The sequence below is a fragment of the Phaeobacter sp. JH20_37 genome (assembly GCF_048056015.1).
In the GTDB taxonomy this organism is placed as follows: Bacteria; Pseudomonadota; Alphaproteobacteria; order Rhodobacterales; family Rhodobacteraceae; genus Phaeobacter; species Phaeobacter bryozoorum.
The window spans coordinates 74,345-91,601 of record NZ_JAYMWW010000002.1; the positions used below are offsets into that span (position 1 = coordinate 74,345).

At 60.5% G+C, this 17,257-nt stretch carries 18 protein-coding genes and 3 pseudogenes; 12 read left to right on the forward strand and 9 right to left on the reverse strand.

Annotation, left to right across the window (positions count from 1 at the left end):
• Positions 1-228: 228 nt before the first annotated feature.
• Complete coding sequence (locus VWZ87_RS01410) at positions 229-393, forward strand: hypothetical protein (RefSeq protein WP_185020859.1); 165 nt, start codon at positions 229-231, stop codon at positions 391-393.
• 272 nt (positions 394-665) lie between these two features.
• On the opposite strand, the gene tcmP is transcribed toward VWZ87_RS01410, so the two are convergent.
• The 3 genes from tcmP to VWZ87_RS01425 all read right to left on the reverse strand — a co-directional run bounded on the left by tcmP (position 666) and on the right by VWZ87_RS01425 (position 3,097).
• Positions 666-1,805: a three-Cys-motif partner protein TcmP gene (gene tcmP / locus VWZ87_RS01415; protein WP_416539494.1), complete on the reverse strand. Its 1,140-nt coding sequence runs from the start codon at positions 1,803-1,805 to the stop codon at positions 666-668.
• Between the two features lie 12 nt (positions 1,806-1,817).
• Positions 1,818-2,573, reverse strand: a complete 756-nt coding sequence (locus VWZ87_RS01420; protein WP_123644147.1) for a DUF5131 family protein — start codon at positions 2,571-2,573, stop codon at positions 1,818-1,820.
• A gap of 203 nt (positions 2,574-2,776) precedes the next feature.
• On the reverse strand, positions 2,777-3,097 hold the full coding sequence (locus tag VWZ87_RS01425; protein WP_416539495.1) for an H-NS family nucleoid-associated regulatory protein: 321 nt from the start codon (positions 3,095-3,097) through the stop codon (positions 2,777-2,779).
• A 429-nt stretch (positions 3,098-3,526) separates the two neighbouring features.
• On the opposite strand from VWZ87_RS01425, the gene VWZ87_RS01430 reads away from it, so the two are divergent.
• On the forward strand, positions 3,527-3,931 hold the full coding sequence (locus VWZ87_RS01430) for a single-stranded DNA-binding protein (RefSeq protein ID WP_416539496.1): 405 nt from the start codon (positions 3,527-3,529) through the stop codon (positions 3,929-3,931).
• A 265-nt stretch (positions 3,932-4,196) separates the two neighbouring features.
• On the opposite strand, the gene VWZ87_RS01435 is transcribed toward VWZ87_RS01430, so the two are convergent.
• Positions 4,197-5,483 carry a hypothetical protein gene (locus tag VWZ87_RS01435; protein ID WP_416539497.1) on the reverse strand — a complete coding sequence of 429 codons (1,287 nt, stop codon included), beginning with the start codon at positions 5,481-5,483 and terminating at the stop codon, positions 4,197-4,199.
• Positions 5,484-5,774: 291 nt separating this feature from the next.
• Here VWZ87_RS01435 and VWZ87_RS01440 point away from each other — a divergent pair, with 291 nt between their 5' ends.
• Both VWZ87_RS01440 and VWZ87_RS01445 read left to right on the forward strand, forming a co-directional pair.
• On the forward strand, positions 5,775-6,974 hold the full coding sequence (locus tag VWZ87_RS01440) for a DUF932 domain-containing protein (protein WP_416539498.1): 1,200 nt from the start codon (positions 5,775-5,777) through the stop codon (positions 6,972-6,974).
• Positions 6,975-7,100: 126 nt separating this feature from the next.
• Positions 7,101-7,214, forward strand: a pseudogene (locus VWZ87_RS01445) (DNA repair protein); the annotation flags it as partial.
• Positions 7,215-7,295: 81 nt separating this feature from the next.
• Here the strand turns inward: VWZ87_RS01445 and VWZ87_RS01450 are convergent.
• Genes VWZ87_RS01450 through VWZ87_RS01460 form a run of 3 tightly spaced genes read right to left on the reverse strand, consistent with a single transcriptional unit; the run spans position 7,296 to position 10,410 of the window.
• A complete protein-coding gene (locus VWZ87_RS01450; RefSeq protein ID WP_416539499.1) occupies positions 7,296-8,285 on the reverse strand; it encodes a tyrosine-type recombinase/integrase in 990 nt (329 codons plus the stop codon).
• The gene (locus VWZ87_RS01455; RefSeq protein WP_416539500.1) at positions 8,282-9,202 is read right to left on the reverse strand and encodes a tyrosine-type recombinase/integrase; all 921 of its coding nucleotides are present in this window, start codon (positions 9,200-9,202) and stop codon (positions 8,282-8,284) included. Before VWZ87_RS01455 ends, VWZ87_RS01450 begins: the two co-directional genes overlap by 4 nt.
• Positions 9,199-10,410, reverse strand: a complete 1,212-nt coding sequence (locus VWZ87_RS01460) for a tyrosine-type recombinase/integrase (RefSeq protein ID WP_416539501.1) — start codon at positions 10,408-10,410, stop codon at positions 9,199-9,201. Before VWZ87_RS01460 ends, VWZ87_RS01455 begins: the two co-directional genes overlap by 4 nt.
• A 169-nt stretch (positions 10,411-10,579) precedes the next feature.
• Here VWZ87_RS01460 and VWZ87_RS01465 point away from each other — a divergent pair.
• From VWZ87_RS01465 to VWZ87_RS01480, 4 genes and pseudogenes are all read left to right on the forward strand, one after another.
• A pseudogene (locus tag VWZ87_RS01465) lies at positions 10,580-10,912 on the forward strand (JAB domain-containing protein); the annotation flags it as partial.
• 106 nt (positions 10,913-11,018) lie between these two features.
• Positions 11,019-11,537, forward strand: coding sequence for a DNA repair protein RadC (locus VWZ87_RS01470; RefSeq protein ID WP_416539502.1), 519 nt, complete (start codon positions 11,019-11,021; stop codon positions 11,535-11,537).
• A 103-nt stretch (positions 11,538-11,640) separates the two neighbouring features.
• Positions 11,641-12,132, forward strand: coding sequence for a DUF6878 family protein (locus VWZ87_RS01475; protein WP_416539503.1), 492 nt, complete (start codon positions 11,641-11,643; stop codon positions 12,130-12,132).
• 10 nt (positions 12,133-12,142) lie between these two features.
• Positions 12,143-12,247 (forward strand): annotated as a pseudogene (locus tag VWZ87_RS01480) (DUF6915 family protein); the annotation flags it as partial.
• A gap of 117 nt (positions 12,248-12,364) precedes the next feature.
• Here VWZ87_RS01480 and VWZ87_RS01485 read toward each other — a convergent pair.
• Together VWZ87_RS01485 and VWZ87_RS01490 are read right to left on the reverse strand one after the other, a co-directional pair.
• Complete coding sequence (locus tag VWZ87_RS01485; protein WP_106406201.1) at positions 12,365-14,452, reverse strand: tyrosine-type recombinase/integrase; 2,088 nt, start codon at positions 14,450-14,452, stop codon at positions 12,365-12,367.
• Positions 14,449-15,558 carry a tyrosine-type recombinase/integrase gene (locus VWZ87_RS01490; protein ID WP_068246004.1) on the reverse strand — a complete coding sequence of 370 codons (1,110 nt, stop codon included), beginning with the start codon at positions 15,556-15,558 and terminating at the stop codon, positions 14,449-14,451. Before VWZ87_RS01490 ends, VWZ87_RS01485 begins: the two co-directional genes overlap by 4 nt.
• A gap of 45 nt (positions 15,559-15,603) precedes the next feature.
• Between VWZ87_RS01490 and VWZ87_RS01495 the strand changes: the two genes are divergently transcribed.
• The 4 genes from VWZ87_RS01495 (at position 15,604) to VWZ87_RS01510 (ending at position 17,246) form a co-directional block, all read left to right on the forward strand.
• On the forward strand, positions 15,604-15,915 hold the full coding sequence (locus VWZ87_RS01495) for a DUF6915 family protein (RefSeq protein WP_416539519.1): 312 nt from the start codon (positions 15,604-15,606) through the stop codon (positions 15,913-15,915).
• A gap of 1 nt (position 15,916) precedes the next feature.
• Positions 15,917-16,114, forward strand: coding sequence for a hypothetical protein (locus tag VWZ87_RS01500; protein WP_416535734.1), 198 nt, complete (start codon positions 15,917-15,919; stop codon positions 16,112-16,114).
• Positions 16,115-16,189: 75 nt separating this feature from the next.
• Positions 16,190-16,609, forward strand: a complete 420-nt coding sequence (locus VWZ87_RS01505; protein ID WP_111550045.1) for a hypothetical protein — start codon at positions 16,190-16,192, stop codon at positions 16,607-16,609.
• Positions 16,602-17,246, forward strand: a complete 645-nt coding sequence (locus VWZ87_RS01510) for an antitoxin of toxin-antitoxin stability system (RefSeq protein ID WP_111550046.1) — start codon at positions 16,602-16,604, stop codon at positions 17,244-17,246. The genes VWZ87_RS01505 and VWZ87_RS01510 overlap by 8 nt, the downstream gene beginning before the upstream one ends.
• Positions 17,247-17,257: the final 11 nt, after the last annotated feature.

A 17,257-nucleotide genomic window follows, 5' to 3' on the forward strand; every position in this document is an offset into this window, starting at 1 on the left:
ACAACCGGCTCCTGACGTTGGGGGACCATCCCCCGCTCGCCATTCCCTCCCTTGGCCCGAATCCCGTCTTCGAGATCAACCCGCGAGGGGTCGGACTACGGGCAAGCCCGTGCCGCCGGATGGATTCGGGCAAGCCGAACGCACCCGGTGATGTCAGCCAGTCTTCGGGCCTGCGGGGTCCTGTCGCGCGGGGGATGGTCCCCCGCCTCCAAGACAGGAGCCAAACAGATGTCCCGCAAAGATGCACACGCCTTCGCCGCCTCCCTCGCCGCCACGCTCATGGTCTCGATCGTTGTCTTTCAGGCAGGGGATGGAACCTTCGGCGCCATCCCCGCCGATGAAATCGACGGCGACGAGGTCCTGATCGTCTCGGAATACGATCCCTTCGGGTGAGGCTTCGGCCTCACTTTCCGAGGGCCCGCTACGGCGCAGGTGCGCCTACGGGCCTATCGCCGACAGAGTGATCGTCGGCGCCGATCTGAGGAACGCCTATGTGCCACCTGCACAGATCTTGGTGCGCACAGGGCGGGAGGAGCGGTAGTTCGCTGCATTAGCGAACGCACCCCCGGCTTACGGCAGTAGCGGACACTCAATCAGGCTTATGCGGTCGGCTCCGGGCTGATCGGCCCCGCAGGCGGAGTGAGACAGGCGCTGCTGAGAGCCACTCAGACTAACGAAATTGCAGTATTGGGCTGGGGGACACGCTTAGGGGCTGGAAGATCGAAACGAACTACGCCCCGGTCCCGCATATCCATGATGACCTTGTTTAGATGCGTGCGACGGATCGGAACTTCCTCCATCGCCAGATTGAACATGGGCCCGGGAAACGCCCGCGTTCTGCCTTGCAGAAAGTCGACGATGATCTCCTCAGCCCGCGCTCTGTTCGCTTTGCAGCCGACGCCTTTCTGTTCCTGCTGAAACGCCGCTATGTCCGCCGACGAGAACAGACTGACCTGCGGGCTGTCCCCTTCGCGAAGGTTGTGCCTCATCTCCAATTCTTGCTTCTCGACCTTCTCCTGAACGTCGCGGAAAACCTCCAAACCGGACGGGCTGTGCGTCCCGAGTATGAGGCGCATCTTCACCCGGTCGCGCCTTGGTACCATGATCGAAAAATCTGGCAGGTATGACGCCACCTTGTTTGCGCGCATTGCGGCTTTCATCAAGTGCAGCATCTTCCGCTCGTTGCTCCACTCGGCTGGCAGGCGCGCGAATTCGTCAGCCCATTGGGCATCGGCGAGGAACCGAGCGAACGACGCTGCCACCTCGTGATACTCGGCATGTCGGTTGATGTGGTCCGACATGAAATTCAGCATGAACTCGCCGTTCTGTTCGCGCAGAAAGCGAAACACCTCCTCGTTGCGGATGTTCCATCCGGTCGGGTCGATGAAGGTGAATGTGAAGCCATCGGTCAGTTTGGTGGCAATGGCGTTGAGGTTGTCTTCGAATGCGCCTTCGAAAACATGTATCTCGAACCGCCCCTTAGAAGCGGCGTATTCCCGAAGGCGCGCAACCGCCTCTGGGCGCTGTTCGCAAAAGCAGAAGCGTATTTTCAACCCACCTACACCGCGCTTCCCAAGATCAGCGCGAACGGCTTCCAGTGTGTTGATTGCCTGATCGAAAGAGGCGTCTGAATATTTGGCGTCATCCGACACGCGCCACGGTCCAGCGAAGGCATCTACAAAATTGAATGTCGGAGAATGGCCTTGCAGCGTCTTGTAGGCCGCCGCTTGGAGGTATTTCGTCAGGAACTGGTGCTTTATAAACGATTGTTCGCGGTCACGGTAAAGGTCTAAATCTACTGCCATTCGTATCTTTCGCTACTGCAATTCCGCTATGATCGCCTTGGGCACGATCTCCCACGGGAAACCGTTCCATTCTTCACCTTCAAGCAGACGACCACCGGATTTCGGACGCGCACCGCCCCACTGTTTGAAGAAGAACGCCACGTCGTATCGCTCGCAGGCCACACGCAATTCGGTCGCCCACGCCGCTTCCATAGGACGCGCGCCAGGACCGCTTTCGCCGCCGACAATCGCCCAAGCCACGCCGGTTAAGTCAACCTCGCCAATCGGACCGAGTAGAGGCTCGAATGAGATGAAGCGCGCGTCAGAGTTAATCTGCCGAAGGTGTTCGATCCGCCCTTTGTGGGCGGCATCCTCGACAGACACGCCCAGCCAGATATGTGACGGCACTCGCCCACTGTCGTAGCGGCGGCGCACATAGTTGCGCATCAGCGACGACCGTTTGGTAAGCACCTGATACACGTGCCAGTCTGCAGCTTCCATCGCATCGAACACGCGGTCGATGAACTCGCGCGGAATGTCCTTGTTGAAAAGGTCGCTCATCGAGTTGACGAAGATCATGCGCGGCTTCTTCCACTGGGCTGGCTGTGCCAGCCGCGCAGGCCAAAGCCGCAAGTCGAAGCCCTGTTCGTAAGGATGCCCTGCAGTGCCGCGCCAGCGTTCTGCAAACCTTTCCGCGTAACAGTGGTCACAACCAGGACCGACCTTCGTGCATCCCGTGACGGGATTCCACGTCGCGTCTGTCCATTCGATCTCAGATCTCTGTGCCATGGTCGCCTCGATTTTCTTTGTAATACTAACAGCTTTCGCGACTGTAAGGAATCCCCCGCTATCGCGCAGCCTCGGAAGCGGACGCATCTGCTTCCGCCTGAACTCGCCGGGGGTCATTGCGAACGTCAACTACGGGGAGGCGCACAGCAGCGCAAAACGTGGAGTGCAAGGTCAGCTCAGGGCCGATCGCGTAGGTCAAGCCTTTAACTGATGGCGAGGTCGCTCGCGGTCTTTCCCGCCGCCAACGCCTCCACGAACCACTGCGGTTTGCGTCCTCGGCCTGACCAGGTGAGCGCCGGGTTCTCAGGGTGCCGGTATTTCGGCGCTGCAGACGAACGCGAGGATTTCGTCTCGGTGCCGACAAGTTCGGCCAGAGAGTAGCCCAGATCTCGGGCAAGAGCCTCTACCTTGGCGCGGGCTTCCGCCTTCTGCCGATCCTCATAGCTGGAGATCGCCCTGGCGATGTCCTTCTGCATTTTCTTCAGCTCGGGAAGCGACAACGCCTCGAGATCGTAATCAGCCATTGATGCGGTCCGTGTCCTGAATGTTCCGGTATCGATAGCCCGCCGCGGCATGGTCCCGCAACTCCCGTAGGCAGGGGGGGCAGGTGACGATGGTTGGTTGATCTGCAGTCTTTGCCGCCAGTTACTCGTGCTGGGCTTGGGTTCAGGCAGTCCCGATTGGCAGAGTGACGAGTTCTGGCATGGGCTCCTCGCGCATCTCTGGCTTCTGGGCCATCCCTTCGACTGACAATCCCCTAATCCCGTTCGGTCTCCTGCGCGCAACCCCGCGTCAGTCCGGGCCGTGTTGCCCCTTTGGGGCTGCCCGCTCCACCCCGGTCCTCTGGGGGTTTCCGGCGTCCGTTCCGTCCACCGTGCACGCGTCACCCGACGGGCTTTTTCAGGGTCTTGTCGAAGGGACGGTCCCGAAGACAGGAAACACAGGAGCTTATCATGCAGAACATCGTCATCCTCGCCGGCAACATCGGTCAGACCCCCGAAGTCCGCACCACCCAGAGCGGCACCAAGATCACCAACTTCAGCCTCGCCACCTCGCGCCCCCGCCTCTCGGAAGGCCGCGTGATGCGCGACGAGAACGGCTACCGTGTCATGGACACCGAATGGCACCGCATCACCTGCTTCAACGGTCTCGGCAAGACGGTCGCGGAGCATTGCGAAAAGGGCATGAAGGTCCTCGTCCACGGCCGCATCCACTACAGCAAGTGGATCGACAGCATGGGGAACGACCGCTACGGCTGCGAGATCATCGCCGAGAAGGTCGACTTCCTGAGCCGCCCGAAGTCGGCCGAGAACGAAAACCCCGAGTTGGTCGACCGCGACGACGAGATTCCGTTCTGAATAGAACGGGGTCTCCCCCTTGGGCCCGGCGGGAAAACCCGCCGGGTTCACTAGATCGATGCGAGGCCGCTTGGCGCCCATAGTCTTGAGTGCTGCGATGCGTTCAGACGGTCGCCCTGAGCTGCTTCTTTTCCTTGCAAAAAGAAGATAACGCTTCTTTCGATCAATTCACATGGTAAGCTGGCGACATAAGACCCAGTCGAACTTTAGGCAATTGAATCTGCATAGGGGGCATTGAGTATCGGAAATATATGGAGCGGGTTTATTATCGCTCTTCCTGTGAGTCCAAAAAATACTGAAGCTTTAGAGATTTTGGCGATATTTCGTAAACGGTGTCTTCAGGCGTGTTTTGATCCAAAGTAGGTGTAACGAGTCCATAGTTCTGAAACCTTTCAAGTATTTCAAGGAACTCTGTGACGTCGTCAAACCCGAGTTCCGAACAGTCTTTTGGAACAAAGATTTCTAGTTGGCAAATTGCCTTGAACGCCTCTTCATCTCTATCCCTGAAAAAAACGAAAATCTCGTCATAATTGGTCTCCAGTTCCTCGCGTAACCAGCGCTCAAACGAGTCACTTGGAATCTCGGATAGGTTATCGACTTCATCAAAAATCCAAGTGCAAAACGCTCCAGCTTCGTCGAGCGCAAACCGAGAGTTTCCATTGAACATATCAAACAAGGTAATGAAATTATCTCGCGTTAACGGCAGTTCTGCTTGCTCGTTTTTTCTGAACGTTTTTACCCTTTTGTCATAGACCTCGCCACCAACCTCCTCGCGCAACTCACCAACGTTAATTGGCTTTTGAAGCCAACCAGCTAAACGTGAGGACGAAGCAATACCGCGAACAACCCCTGAGGAGCCACACAAAATCCACTTGATCCCTCCGATAGCGAATGCAGTATCTCGCAAAGCTTCAATTGTTTCTTTTGCTTTGCCTGAGGATTGCAGTATCTCAAGATTGTCGATGACGCATACAACTGCTCCAGCCTCGCTCTTTGGAAACAACAACTTTAGCCAACTGCCAATTGCTGCTCTAAAACCGATCCGCTCCCAACCCTTTCCGCTATTTGGCGTGCCCCCAAATCCCAGCCCATTACCCAAGATCGAACCAGTATAGTTTCTGATTATTGGTGACTGAATGTAGTTCTTGATCGAAGCTTCAATTGGCGCCTTCGTGTAACCTGGGGGTGGTCTAAGCACATCTGCGCTTTCGACCAAGGTGAGGGCAACTTGCAAGTAGAATTCGTCCAGAAATTCTTCTACGTCTTTATCCTTGCTTAGCTGGAACGGGCATCGACACGGAATGAACATCGGGTCGCCTTTTTCGAGCTTCGATTGCAAAAAAACTCTGTGTAGAGCGATGTTAATAATACTTGTTTTTCCAACACCATTCGGGCCCTCAAGAGTAGGGACTTTATCACTTTCCTGTATGCGTCGGACCAACTTATTGACTTCAGAATCTCTGTCTACGATGAGTTTCTCGCCTTCATCATCCGCCTGGAGTGCCTTGTTGCTAAAGGGGTCGGCAAAAAAACCCAGAGATCGATATGACATTGCAGTACTCCACTGACAAAGCGGCTTCCTTGTGTCTGCGCCGCATATCGTCTTCACGCTAGGTCCGACCGGTCTCGGAAGCAATAGCGCCAAAGGCCTACGTTTGTGAGATAAAGTCATTGTCAACTCTCAACCAAGATCAATCAATGAAAATATGCGGAGTAAACGCTGTGAAGTCCGCAATGCTGTCGATAACGCCAATGCTATAAGAGTCAGAGAATGGCTGGTTGCTTTCGCGACAGGTTGAAGGCTGGGAGAGTGGCTCCCGGCGCCTGTCACGGAGGAATGCCGATGGGCGTTGTGGAAGTTATGGATCCGGTGCAGCCGACGCGGGCTGGTGGCTGGAAAGTGGATGTGAGCCGGGGTGAGCGGAACGGGCGGGTGTCGTCCGAATGGTTCAACCGGCCCAATGACGAGCGGTATCTGTCGCTCGACGATCTCTGGGCCAATGTGAAAGGCCGGTCGGAGCGCAGCCGCAGCCGCGTCGTGCAAACGGCCGACATCCGCGTCGAGGCCGCGCGCGACAACCCCGAGCGGTTGCACCTGATGCTGCCGAAGGCGCAAGAACTGGTCGCGCCCACGCATTGGGCGTTCGGCCAGCTTGCCAGCATCGTCGGCGCCCCGGCCTCCTATCTGCGGCAATTGCCAGCGCCGCTGGCGGGGATCAATCTGCAATATGGTCTGACCAACCACCGCGCCGAGCAGGTGAAGACCTTCGAGACCGAAGATGGCCGCACGGAACTGCGCGCCGTGACCGGCCCCGACTATGGCCGTATCCACGATTTCGAGCTGGTGGAGGCGGTGCAGCGCATTGCGGGCAATGGCACGGGCGACACGCGGTGGAAGGTGCCGGGCGTGCTGGACTGGTCGACAGGGGTCTACAACCCCAATGTCGAAATCAGCCGCGACACGACCACGCTTTATGCCTCGGACCGCGATGTCTTCCTGTTCCTGGTCGATGATCGCAACCCGATCGAGGCGGGCAAGCTGCCTGACGGCTCCCCCGATCTCTACTTCCGGGGCTTTTACTGCTGGAACTCCGAGGTGGGCGCAAAAACCCTCGGCATGGCGAGCTTCTACCTCCGGGCCGTGTGCCAGAACCGCAACCTCTGGGGCGTCGAGGATTTTCAGGAAATCCGGATCCGGCATTCGAAATACGCCGCCTCGCGCTTTGCCCATGAGGCGGCCCCGGCGCTGACGCGCTTCGCCAATTCCTCGCCGCAGGGGTTCGTGAATGGCATCAAGGCCGCGCGGCAGCGGATCGTGGCGCGCAGCGATGAGGATCGCGCGGATTTCCTGCGCAAGCGGGGCTTCTCGAAGGCGGAGTCCGGCAAGATCATCGAGAAGGTGCTGTTGGAAGAGGGCCGCCCGCCCGAGAGTATCTTCGACTTCGTGCAGGGCATCACGCGGCTTGCGCGCGACAAGACCCAGCAGGATGCGCGGCTCGACATGGAGGGGCGCGCCAAGAAGCTGCTCGACCGGGTCGGCTGACCAAGCACCCATGCAGCGATCGCCCGACACCGGGGCGGTCGCTGCAGCTATTTCTCAACATGCACGCCGTTGGCTTTGCCCCGAAAGGGCAGGGGGCGTCGGTGTGCGCATTTCAGCGAGACACCTATGACTCCCCAGGAAGAAACCGTCATTCTCGAGGCCCGCGATATCCTCGGCCGCTACCTTAGCCAGAACCCGGTCATCGGCAGCTGGCAGGCGCTGATGGACTATTGCGCTCTTTATGCCGATGCCGGGATTATGCCGACATCGGTTCTTAGATCTTTGTTTCTGGAGGGGATCGCTGCGAAGGGATCGGCATAATCAGAGACCCTCGAGAAAGGCGAGAAGATTGTCAGTCGGCCGGAAGCGGCCGGGCTTCATGTTGATCGGAGCTGTCCTTTCGAGTGCTATTTCCTTGATCCGCAGATCTGCGTGCAGGTAGATCTGGGTCGTTTCGATCTGTTCATGTCCGAGCCACAGTGCGATCACCGAGGTGTCGATCCCGGCGCGCAGGAGGCGCATGGCGGCAGAATGGCGCAGGGCATGCATGGTGACGCGTTTCGTTGCCAGCGTTGAACATTTGACCTGGGCTTCCGCAGTGTACTTGGCCAACCTGCGCTCGAGAGCATCGCGGCTGAGGACGCGTCCGGTCTGCGTCGGGAACAGTGGGTCCACGGGCTGACCGGCCCGCTCGGCGAACCATCCCCGAAGGATCGCGATGGTGCCGGATGTGAGCGGCGTGATCCGCTGCTTTCGCCCTTTGCCGGTGCAACTGACATGCGCACCCCCTCCGAGTTGGACGTCGGCAAGGGTGAGTCCAATCAGTTCGGATGCTCGAAGGCCTGTCTGTGCTGCGAGACCGAACAACGCCGTATCACGCCGCCCGGTCCAGGTCGACCGGTCCGGCGCGGCCAGAAGTGCGTCGATCTCGGCCTCGGTCAACCAGGTTACCAGTCGCCGTTCAAATCGTTTCGGCGGTATTGCCAGAACCCGTTCGATGGTAGCGGCATGTTCGGGGTGACGCAGGGCGGCATAGCGAAACAGGGAGCGGATCGCGGCCAACCGGGCGTTGCGGGTGCGCACGCCATTCTGTCGCTCGTGCTCCAGATGGTCGAGGAAGGCACCGATAAGGGGCGCATCGAGATCGTCGATGTCGAGCCTGACCGGTGACTTGCCTTGTCGATCCGCAGCGAAGACCAGAAGCAACCGCAGGGTGTCACGATAGGCTTGAATCGTGTTGGCGCTGGCCTGACGCTGGCGGACGAGGCGGTCAGTGAAGAACGCCTGCAGGGTCGTTGCGAGCGCAGTCATGCTTCACCTGTAAGGTGACGCTCAAGCCTATCGCCGGCCAAGCCCAGCAACTCTGGTGCTGCCGACAAGTACCAGTAGGTGTGCTTGGGGTCGGCATGACCAAGGTAGGTGGCCAGAGTGGCCAAGCGGGAGCCGGGTGCACCCGATCGGTATCCGTCGGCAATGGTGCTGACGGCGAAGCTGTGGCGTAGATCGTGAATCCGGGGTCGGCAGGTCGGCGAACGCGGAACGACGCCGCAATGATGCAGCAGTTTCTGGAAGGTAGGCTGCACGATATTGTAACGCAGCCGCTTTCCAGTTGCACTGATCAAGAGAACCGGCGCGCTGGAAGGACGCGGACGATCGGATCGAAGCAGGTAGTTCTGCAAGACAGTGACCGTCGTCGGATGCAGAGGCAATGCCCGTGCTTTGTCAAACTTGCCCTTCCGGATCGTCACTATGCCGTCGCCGATGCTGAGGTCGTCACAGTCGAGGCCGATCGCTTCGCCAATCCGCATGCCGGTCACTGCTAGCAGACCGATCAGCACCCGGTAGGTGGCCTGTACGTGCGAACCGCGCAGGATTTCCGTGGCGCGCATCAAGTCCGCCACCTCACGTGGGCTGAAGAGGTAGGGCGTTGTGCGCCGTCTTCGTGCTGGAAGAAGATTGTCTGGCGGCACTTCGCTCACCCCGTCGACCGTATGCAGGTGCTGGGCGAAGATACGTACATCAGCCAGTCTCCTATTGGTCCATACAGGATCCGCACCTGAAGGAAGCGTTGCCCATGCGAGTGCCGTCACGGTCCGGACATGGGTCTCGCCACGTTCCTCTGCGAACGCAACAAACTGGCGGAGAAGTCGCTCGACCTGGTCCATCTTGTAGCCCAAGGCACGCCGCATCGTCAGATAATCGGCAAGGGCATTTTGGAGGTGGCTCATTTCGCATCCTCCGGCCAAGGACGCGCGATCAGGGACAGATTCTTGCGATCGACCTTCGCGTAGATTGCCGTGGTTTGGGCGCGGCGATGACGCAAGAGCTGTCCTATCTCCGGCAAAGAGGCGCCGCTGCGCAACAGTTCCGTTGCTGCGGTATGGCGAAGGCGGTGAGCATGGACGCGCCCAAGGCCGGCGCGCCGAGCGGCATCCGCCACGATGGTGCTGACCCGGCTCGGACTGAGTGCGTGATGAGGTGCGATATGCCGGACGAAGACCATACGACCCTCAGCCTTCGCGGGTCGGGCGTGGCGCAGGTATTGGGCAACGGACTGACCGACATCTGCCGGAAGGGGTAGCCGCTCGTGACGGTTCCCCTTGCCATGTATGCAGACCGTGCCAGCGCGCCAGTCGATATCATCAAGCCCAAGCTTTGCGACCTCGCTACGCCGCAGGCCTAACCGAACAAGCAGGGTTAAGATTGCCAGGTCGCGCAAGCCGTCGATCGAGCTGTTGTCGCAGGCCGCGAGAAGTCGTCGTACCTCATCGCGTTCGAGCCCCTTCGGCAGTCCTGCAAGTCGGCGATGCAAGACTGGAGGTACAGCCGGGACCAGCGAGCGCTCCGAGATACCTTCGACATGCAGGAACCCGAGGAAAGACCGCAGCGCCGTGAGGGTCAACTTCACCACGCCCGTGTTCCGCGAAGGGCACCAGGCCACCACGAAGGATGTGATGTCGGCGGAGGTCAGGCTGGCAAGATCGAGACCGCCATCTTGAATACGCGCGTCAAGGAACGGGCGCAGACAATCGACATATCGGTGGACTGTCGTGCCAGTAAGACCTCGCTCTGATTTCAAGAATCGCCGGTACTGGTCCAGGATTGGGCCGGCGGGGCCGTTTTCTTTGGGTGCTTCGGCGTTGGGCATCAAGCCTAAACCCCGCAAATGGTCGAGGATGTGACCCAGTGCCTTGGGCGTCTTCAACTTGCGCACGCCTGCGGCGCGGCGATCATCCATGAACCGATCAACCTGAGCTACTGACAAATCGCTCAGCTCTAGCTGCTGGCCCTCAAGCCAAGAGAGCAGATCATTCAGCAGCCTGCGCTGCTTCCAGATCGTGTCGGGGCCGTAGCCAAGCTTTTGCAAATGCTCCTCGAGGCCTTCGGAAAGGGCCGTGACAGGGTTCTTGACCCGTCTCTTCTTGAGTTTGATCACCGTGATGTCTCCTCGTTTCGATGCGAAAAAGGAGATGATACCAACCTTCCGGCCCGAGGATTATGCCAATAGGCAGGCCGTCGATTGGCTTGTGTTCAAACACTTACACGCCTGTGTCGGCATAATCCCGGCATCGGCATAAAGCGCGTTATGCCGAAGTCTGCATAACGCTCTGACCGTCCGAGGTCCCATCGAGCGATTCCATGTCCTCTATCTCGACCGCAAGAACCGCATCATCGCCGATGAGCTTTTGTCGACCGGCACAGTCGATCATGTCCCTGTCTATCCGCGCGAGGTGATCAAGCGGGCGCTGATGCTGAACGCCAGCGCCCTGATCCTGATCCACAATCACCCGTCGGGCGATCCGACGCCGTCCGAGGCCGATCTCAGTATGACCAAGGAGATCCAGAAGGGCTGCAAGTATCTCGGCCTGACGCTGCACGACCACATCATCGTGGGTGCCGGAACGGAGCTGAGCCTGCGGGCCCTCGGCAAGCTCTGATGGTGCCAGCAGACCTGCCGCCGCCCCTTCGAGGAAGAGGGCGGCGGTTTGGTCTGTGACGGATGAGGCGGGGAGAGTGGCTTCCCGCGCCGTTGGAGACATTGCCATGTTTGACCTTCCCCTGCCGATCCAACCGAGCCCGCGCCCGATGGGCTCCGTTCCAAATGGCCCGACTGTCGCTTCTGATCCCAGCCTGCCTTTCGCGCTGACGCGGATGCACCGGACGCCTGCAGCGTTGATGTCGGGCACCGCTGCCCCCGTGGTCGTTGAGCGTTTTGCGACCTTGGCTGATGCCATGCAGGGGGCGTTTGAGCTTGCCGAGGACAACGGCTCCGATGCAGCGCCGCAGCTTCTGGCTATCCTTGATTGCGACCAGCGCCTGGTTCTTGCCGGGGCCGCCAGTCATGGCGCTGTGGCTTGGTGCCACCCTGTCGCCAATGCCCTTGAGGCGCGGGCCGTCGTGACCGAGGCGGTTCAACTTCGCGCCCAGGCTGGCCGTGCCATTGATTGGCACGAGCCTGAATTGGCGCAGCGGCTTCGTCACCGTGCTGATCTGCTGGATGCGCGTCTGGTCGATCCGCTGTGGCGCGCTTTTGCCGCCCGGGCGCTGCAGATCGCGGCGTGACGCCCGAGAGACAGAGGAGGGCTGGGAAGGGTTTGAGCCTTCGGGGGCCAGAAGAGTGCGCCACCCGGGGGGTCTGACCTGTCCTCACCGAACGGAGTTATCCATGACCCAGACTGAACCCACTCTGGCCGCCCCGCTGCGGCCTTCCACCGTCGATTTCGGGGCGATCCTTGCCGCGCATGCCGAACGCACCGCCCGGACCCTCGCTCTGCGCCCCGCGAACAAGGACCGCCTGTTCGATGGCCTCATGGCCGCCGGGATTACCCATGTCACCGTGACCTTCGACGGGGCCGGTGACAGCGGCCAGATCGAAAGCATCGGCGCCTGGGCGGGCGAAACGGCTGTCGATTTTCCCGCAACCGAAATCCCCTATGCCGCGCTGACCTGGGATGACCCCGAGGTCGAAATACGGCAGCTCTCGCTGGAGGATGTCGTCGAGCAGCTCACCTACGACTTCCTCTCTGATACCCATGGCGGTTGGGAGAACAACGACGGCGCCTGGGGCGAGTTCTGCTTCGACGCGGCCGCCCGCTGCATCCACCTCGAGTTCAACGAGCGCTTCACCTCGTCCGAACTCTTCACCCATGATTTCTGAGGTGGCGGCGATGGCACATCCCTATCACCACGCGCTCTCCTCGGTGAGGAAATGGGGCGGCACGGTCGATGATTTCATCGCCGTGCATACCTGGTTCGATGTTATCCGGACAATCAAGCTGTTTTTGTTCTCCCGACCGGGGTTTGTCGTGGTTGTCCATAGGAGGGCCCCCGCCGCCCGCGTAGCGCGGATACGCGCGCAGCGGAGCGGGCGGCGGGGAGGTACCTGTGGGCTACCGCGACATTTTCCGTGCCGCTTCGACCGTCTGCCCGACCTCTTGTGCCGCGTCTGTGACTGGCTCGCCCAGTTCGACGAGAAGCTGTTCGATGCGGGAAGCTATTCCTGAATGCCGTTCGATTTCTCGTGTCCAACCGCGGCAACGCGCGTCTTCCGTCAGATTGAGTTCGAGGCGATGGCGCGCTCGCAGCCTCGGCGCATAAGATCGGGTGGTGACGAATTTGGCGCAGTTCAGATAGAGGTCGCATTCGCAGGGACCTTCTTCCGGCAGTCGGAGACAATGGCCGAGTTCGAGCTCGGTCTTCAGGAAGTTGCACTTCAGCCAATCGACCGTGCTTTGCGGCAGGCGCTGATTGCGGATGATCTCGGCCGCGGGTCCGGCGATCGGCGCATCAGGTTTCAACACGGCCTGATAGTCCGCGAGCACGGCTTCATCGCTGACTCGGATATAGACCATCGACATGTGCGGGCTTTGATGCCCCAGCACGTCCATGATCGTCTGCATCCGCGCACCGCCTTCGGCGAGTTCCGTGCCGACCGTATGGCGGAAGCGATGTGCCGAGATGAGATTCTGCCCTTTTCCATCGACCAGACCGAGTCGGTGAGAGATGTCTTTGAGTGGATAATTGAACAGGTAGTCGGGCGAGATCGCGACACCGCGGCGGTAGAAGAGCAACTTGACGTATTGGCCGGTTCTGGCATCCGGGACCGGGCGTTCGTCCGACTGTGCGCGCAGGTCGATGACCTTGCGAAGAGCTTCAGCAGCCTCAGGGTGAAGCGGCACGAGCCGTTCCCTGTAGGTCTTTCCCGCCGGAATGCGCAGCCGTGGCGTTCCGTCCGGATAGGCGTCCAGACAGTCGACGGGCAACCTTGCGATCTCTGTCCGACGGGCGCCGGACCATCGCGCGATCAGAATCGCGGCGCGCTGGAAATCGCATGGAAGCTTGCGGACCTCTTCCATGAGCGGGCCAAGCTGTTCGGCCGGGATATACCGAGGCAAGCGCTGCGGAAGGCGGGGAAGATCGCGGGTGTTCAGAACTGGTCGCGTCGGGAAATCCGGCCATTCCCAGGCCGCCCCCTCGCTGAGGAATTGCGCGACATGAAGTGCACGGGATCTTTGGGCGGTAATCGACAATCGACGCTTGGTTCTGGCGCCGACTTGGCTCCTAAGATCGATCAGGAAGGCGGTCATTACCTCGGACGTGACATTTGCGAACTTCTCGATCTTTGGATCGTGGCGAACCAGGAAGTCGACAAAGCGGCGGAGCGACACGGCGCAGTGGTCGACCGTCACCCTGGAAAGGCTGGTGCGCTTGATCTCCAGCCAGCGCTCGATGAAAACACCCATATCCGGCCTCGGATAGACATAAGGCCTGCGCTTGTCGGCGGTCATTCGCGGTCGCGCGATGCCGTTGCCGAGGTGGTGCAGTACAAGCTGTGTCTGTCGGACATAGCGGTGCCAGAAATGGGCGGTCGCCTTGGCCTTCTGCGGGTCGTAGCCATGGAAGCGCTTCATCAGGGAAGACGCCGCATATGCAGAAATTGCATCGTTCAACAGGTCAAGGTCATCGGAGGTGATAAGTTCAGGCGAACGTATGCCGGCATGAAGCGCGATGCGGGAAACCACCCAGATGGTCGACCCCTGTGGCGTCGTCTGGTGATACCCCATCGCTTTCTGGCGCTTGCGGAGATCCGGAATGCCCAGATCGATGCCCAGGTGATTTGCGAGTTGGGCGGCATACATGGGCGAAATCGACAGGAGGAACCCATAGTCGAGGCGCAGGCGGTCCGTGAAGGCGAGGTAGTAGAGATATTGCCGCGCCCAGAACGAGGCGGGGTGTTCAGGTGTGAAGGCGGACGTTCCGTGAAGTCGGCCCAGCCGAACCTCAAGCGGTTGTTCGCACCAAAGAGCGAGATCGGGAAAAGCGGCGACGAACTCTCGACGTTGAGCGATATACCGGTTCTTCATATTGCGGGTCATGTCGAGGCCCGCGAGGAATGCGCGGTATTCCTCCTCCTCGCTATGCGACGGCGCGATGTCGGTCGGAAACGTCATCAGGGCTTTCGGGAAGGGGTCTATCATGGCTTCAGTCCCATGGCACGGCTGTACTCGGCGAGCACTGTGGCGTCGGACACGCGTGTGTAGATGCGTGTCGATTCCGGCGACGCATGCCCGAGCCGGCGCTGCAGGGTCAGCTCTCGCATGCCGGCTTCCCACATGCGGGTGGCGTGGGTATGTCGCATCGCATGCGGTGTGACGCCGGGCGATTTGACCCCGGCGCGTTCCGCCGCTCGCGCGAAGGCTTTTGCCAACGCGGCATAGGACAAGGGCTCAGACCGCCTCGTGCCGTTTCCTCCGACGAGAAAGATGAACGGTGTCTCTGTCTCGCGGGGACGGTCACGCATGACATAGGCGCTGATGGTATCCAGGGCCTGCCCGTCATGGAGGTCGACGACACGCTCGACGCGCGACTTTCCGCGTGCCCCTTTCGGGTGGTCAGCGCGACATCGAACGGTCACGCGCCGCCGCCCATAGGCGATATCCTCGAGATGCAGACTGAGCGCTTCGCCTGGCCTCAGCCCACCGTGCAGCATCAGCAGCACAAGGGCGCGATCGCGTAGGTTGGTCAGCTCGGCGAGTAGACGTTCGATTTGGTCGTCGCTCAACGGGCGAGGCAGGCGGTGAACGCTGCGGACACGGATCACGCGCACACTCGCTGAGCGACGGGAAATGCCTTCAAAGAACGGTCTGTGCCGATCAGTGACCGCAGGCTTGTTGATACTCTTGCTGACCCGCATCGGGTTCGGCGGGGTCAGCGTCCCTGCGATGATCGCCCAGTCGCAGAAAGACGACATTGCCGCCAGCGCTCGATTGACCGTTGCCGGTGACAGCCGATCCGGGCCAGCCGAGGTTGCGCCCCGGCCGGGGCGCATATCGATCCGGTCATGCAGGTAAGCGATCAGATCGACGGCGTTCGAAATGTTGAAGCCCTGCCACTCGAGCCCTCGGGCTTCAAAGAACTCCCACACGCGCCGCAGGTCGTAGGCGTAGGAGCGAATGGTGTTCGGGGATGAGCCCCTAGCGTCAAGATAACGGAGGAAATCGTGAATCGGTTCGACGGAATTACCCGCATCGTCGCGGACAAAATAGCGAGGGACAGTCCCCTCTGGAGTTCTGGTGACTTGCATAATCGGTCCTCGGAAAAAGGTGAAAACTTCAGCCTTGGAGGTGAAATCGCAAGTGTCCAGATAATCGACCAGAGCAAGGAGATCACCGCCGATTTTCGGCACCGGGCCCTGCGGCACCATGCCGAGGGCATATTCCTGGCCGAGACGATCTTCGGCCAGACCATCACGCTCTCGGCCCGGCGCATCATCCCGACTCGCTGGGTTGGCGAGCAGCATGTGAAGGAAGACCTCGGCTTCATCCCGAGTTTCGCCGACTGGGTAAAGGCCATCCGGCCCGAGCCTTGGATGGGCCGGTCCGAGCGGATCGAGGCGCTGGTCGATCCGCATCTCGCCTCGCCCGTGGTCGAGGTCAGTTGACATGACTGATCCCGCATACTTGCGCCTCGGTCTGCCGCCGACGGCATCGCCCCAGACAGTTCTGCGCGCGGCGGTCCGGGCGCTGCACCCCGACACGCGCGCGGTGCGCAGTTTCCGGACGGCGCGCAAGCGCTTCTACCGGCAGATGCTCTGCGCGCATGCCGCGCGACAGGCGGGGGGCGACGAGCCCGCCGGCTGATCGCCCCCAACCACCCCTTCATTCCAACACAACGCCCGGCCGCCCGGCCGGGCTTTTCCCATTCAGGAGGTCCCCATGGCGGATTACTTCACCCAATTCTCGTGCCTGCTCGACGTCGGCACGCCCGACAAGGCCGCCCGCGCGCTCGCGCTGTTCCAAGAACTGCGCGAAGCTGATCAGGACGCTGACGACCCGGAGGTCGCTGGCTTCGATCTCGTGCGCCAGGATGCTCCCGAGGGCAGCACCCTCTGGATCCATGACGACGACCACGGCGATGTCGAAGCCGTCATCCGCTTCGTCTTGCGCCTCGCCGCAGACCTCGACCTCACCGGCCTTTGGGGGTTCCAGTATGCTCTGACCTGCTCCCGGCCACGGCTCGACGCCATTGGTGGCGGCGCGCATGCCATCGATCTCGGCGCTCGTAAATCCATCGGCTGGTCCAGTACGCAAGAATGGTTGGTCGCGGCGCTGAACGGGGAGGACGTCGATGCCTGAGGTCATCTGCACAACAGTCTACCAGTTCCCTGAACTCTCCGACGTCGCCAAGGAAAAGGCGCGCAGCTGGTATCGTGAGCTCGGGCCCCACGACGACTGGTGGGACGCGGTCTATGAGGATTTCGAGCGCATCTGCGATATTCTCGGCGTCCGGCTCAAAACAACCCCCGTCCGCCTGATGGGCGGCGGGACACGCACCAAGCCCTGCATCTGGTTTTCAGGGTTCTGGAGCCAAGGGGATGGGGCCTGTTTTGAAGCATACCTCAGCCACACCAAGGGCGCGGCCGCGCGCATCCGGGACTATGCGCCCCAGGATGCGACGCTGCATGGCATTGCCGACCGGCTGCAGGCCATCCAGCGGCGGAACTTCTACCAGCTTGCCGCCGAGGTCAGCCATCGGGGCCGCTACTACCACGAATACGCCATGTCCGTGGACGTCACCCGTGATAGCCCGACCTGGCAGCCGCCCACCGAGGACGCGGAGGAGATCGTGACCGAGGCGCTGCGCGACCTTGCCCGCTGGCTCTACCGCCAGCTTCAGGCTGAATACGACCACCTTACCTCGGACGAGTCCGTTGAGGACGGCATCATTGCCAATGAATACACCTTCACCGCAGGGGGGCGGCGGTTCGGATGACACATGGGAGG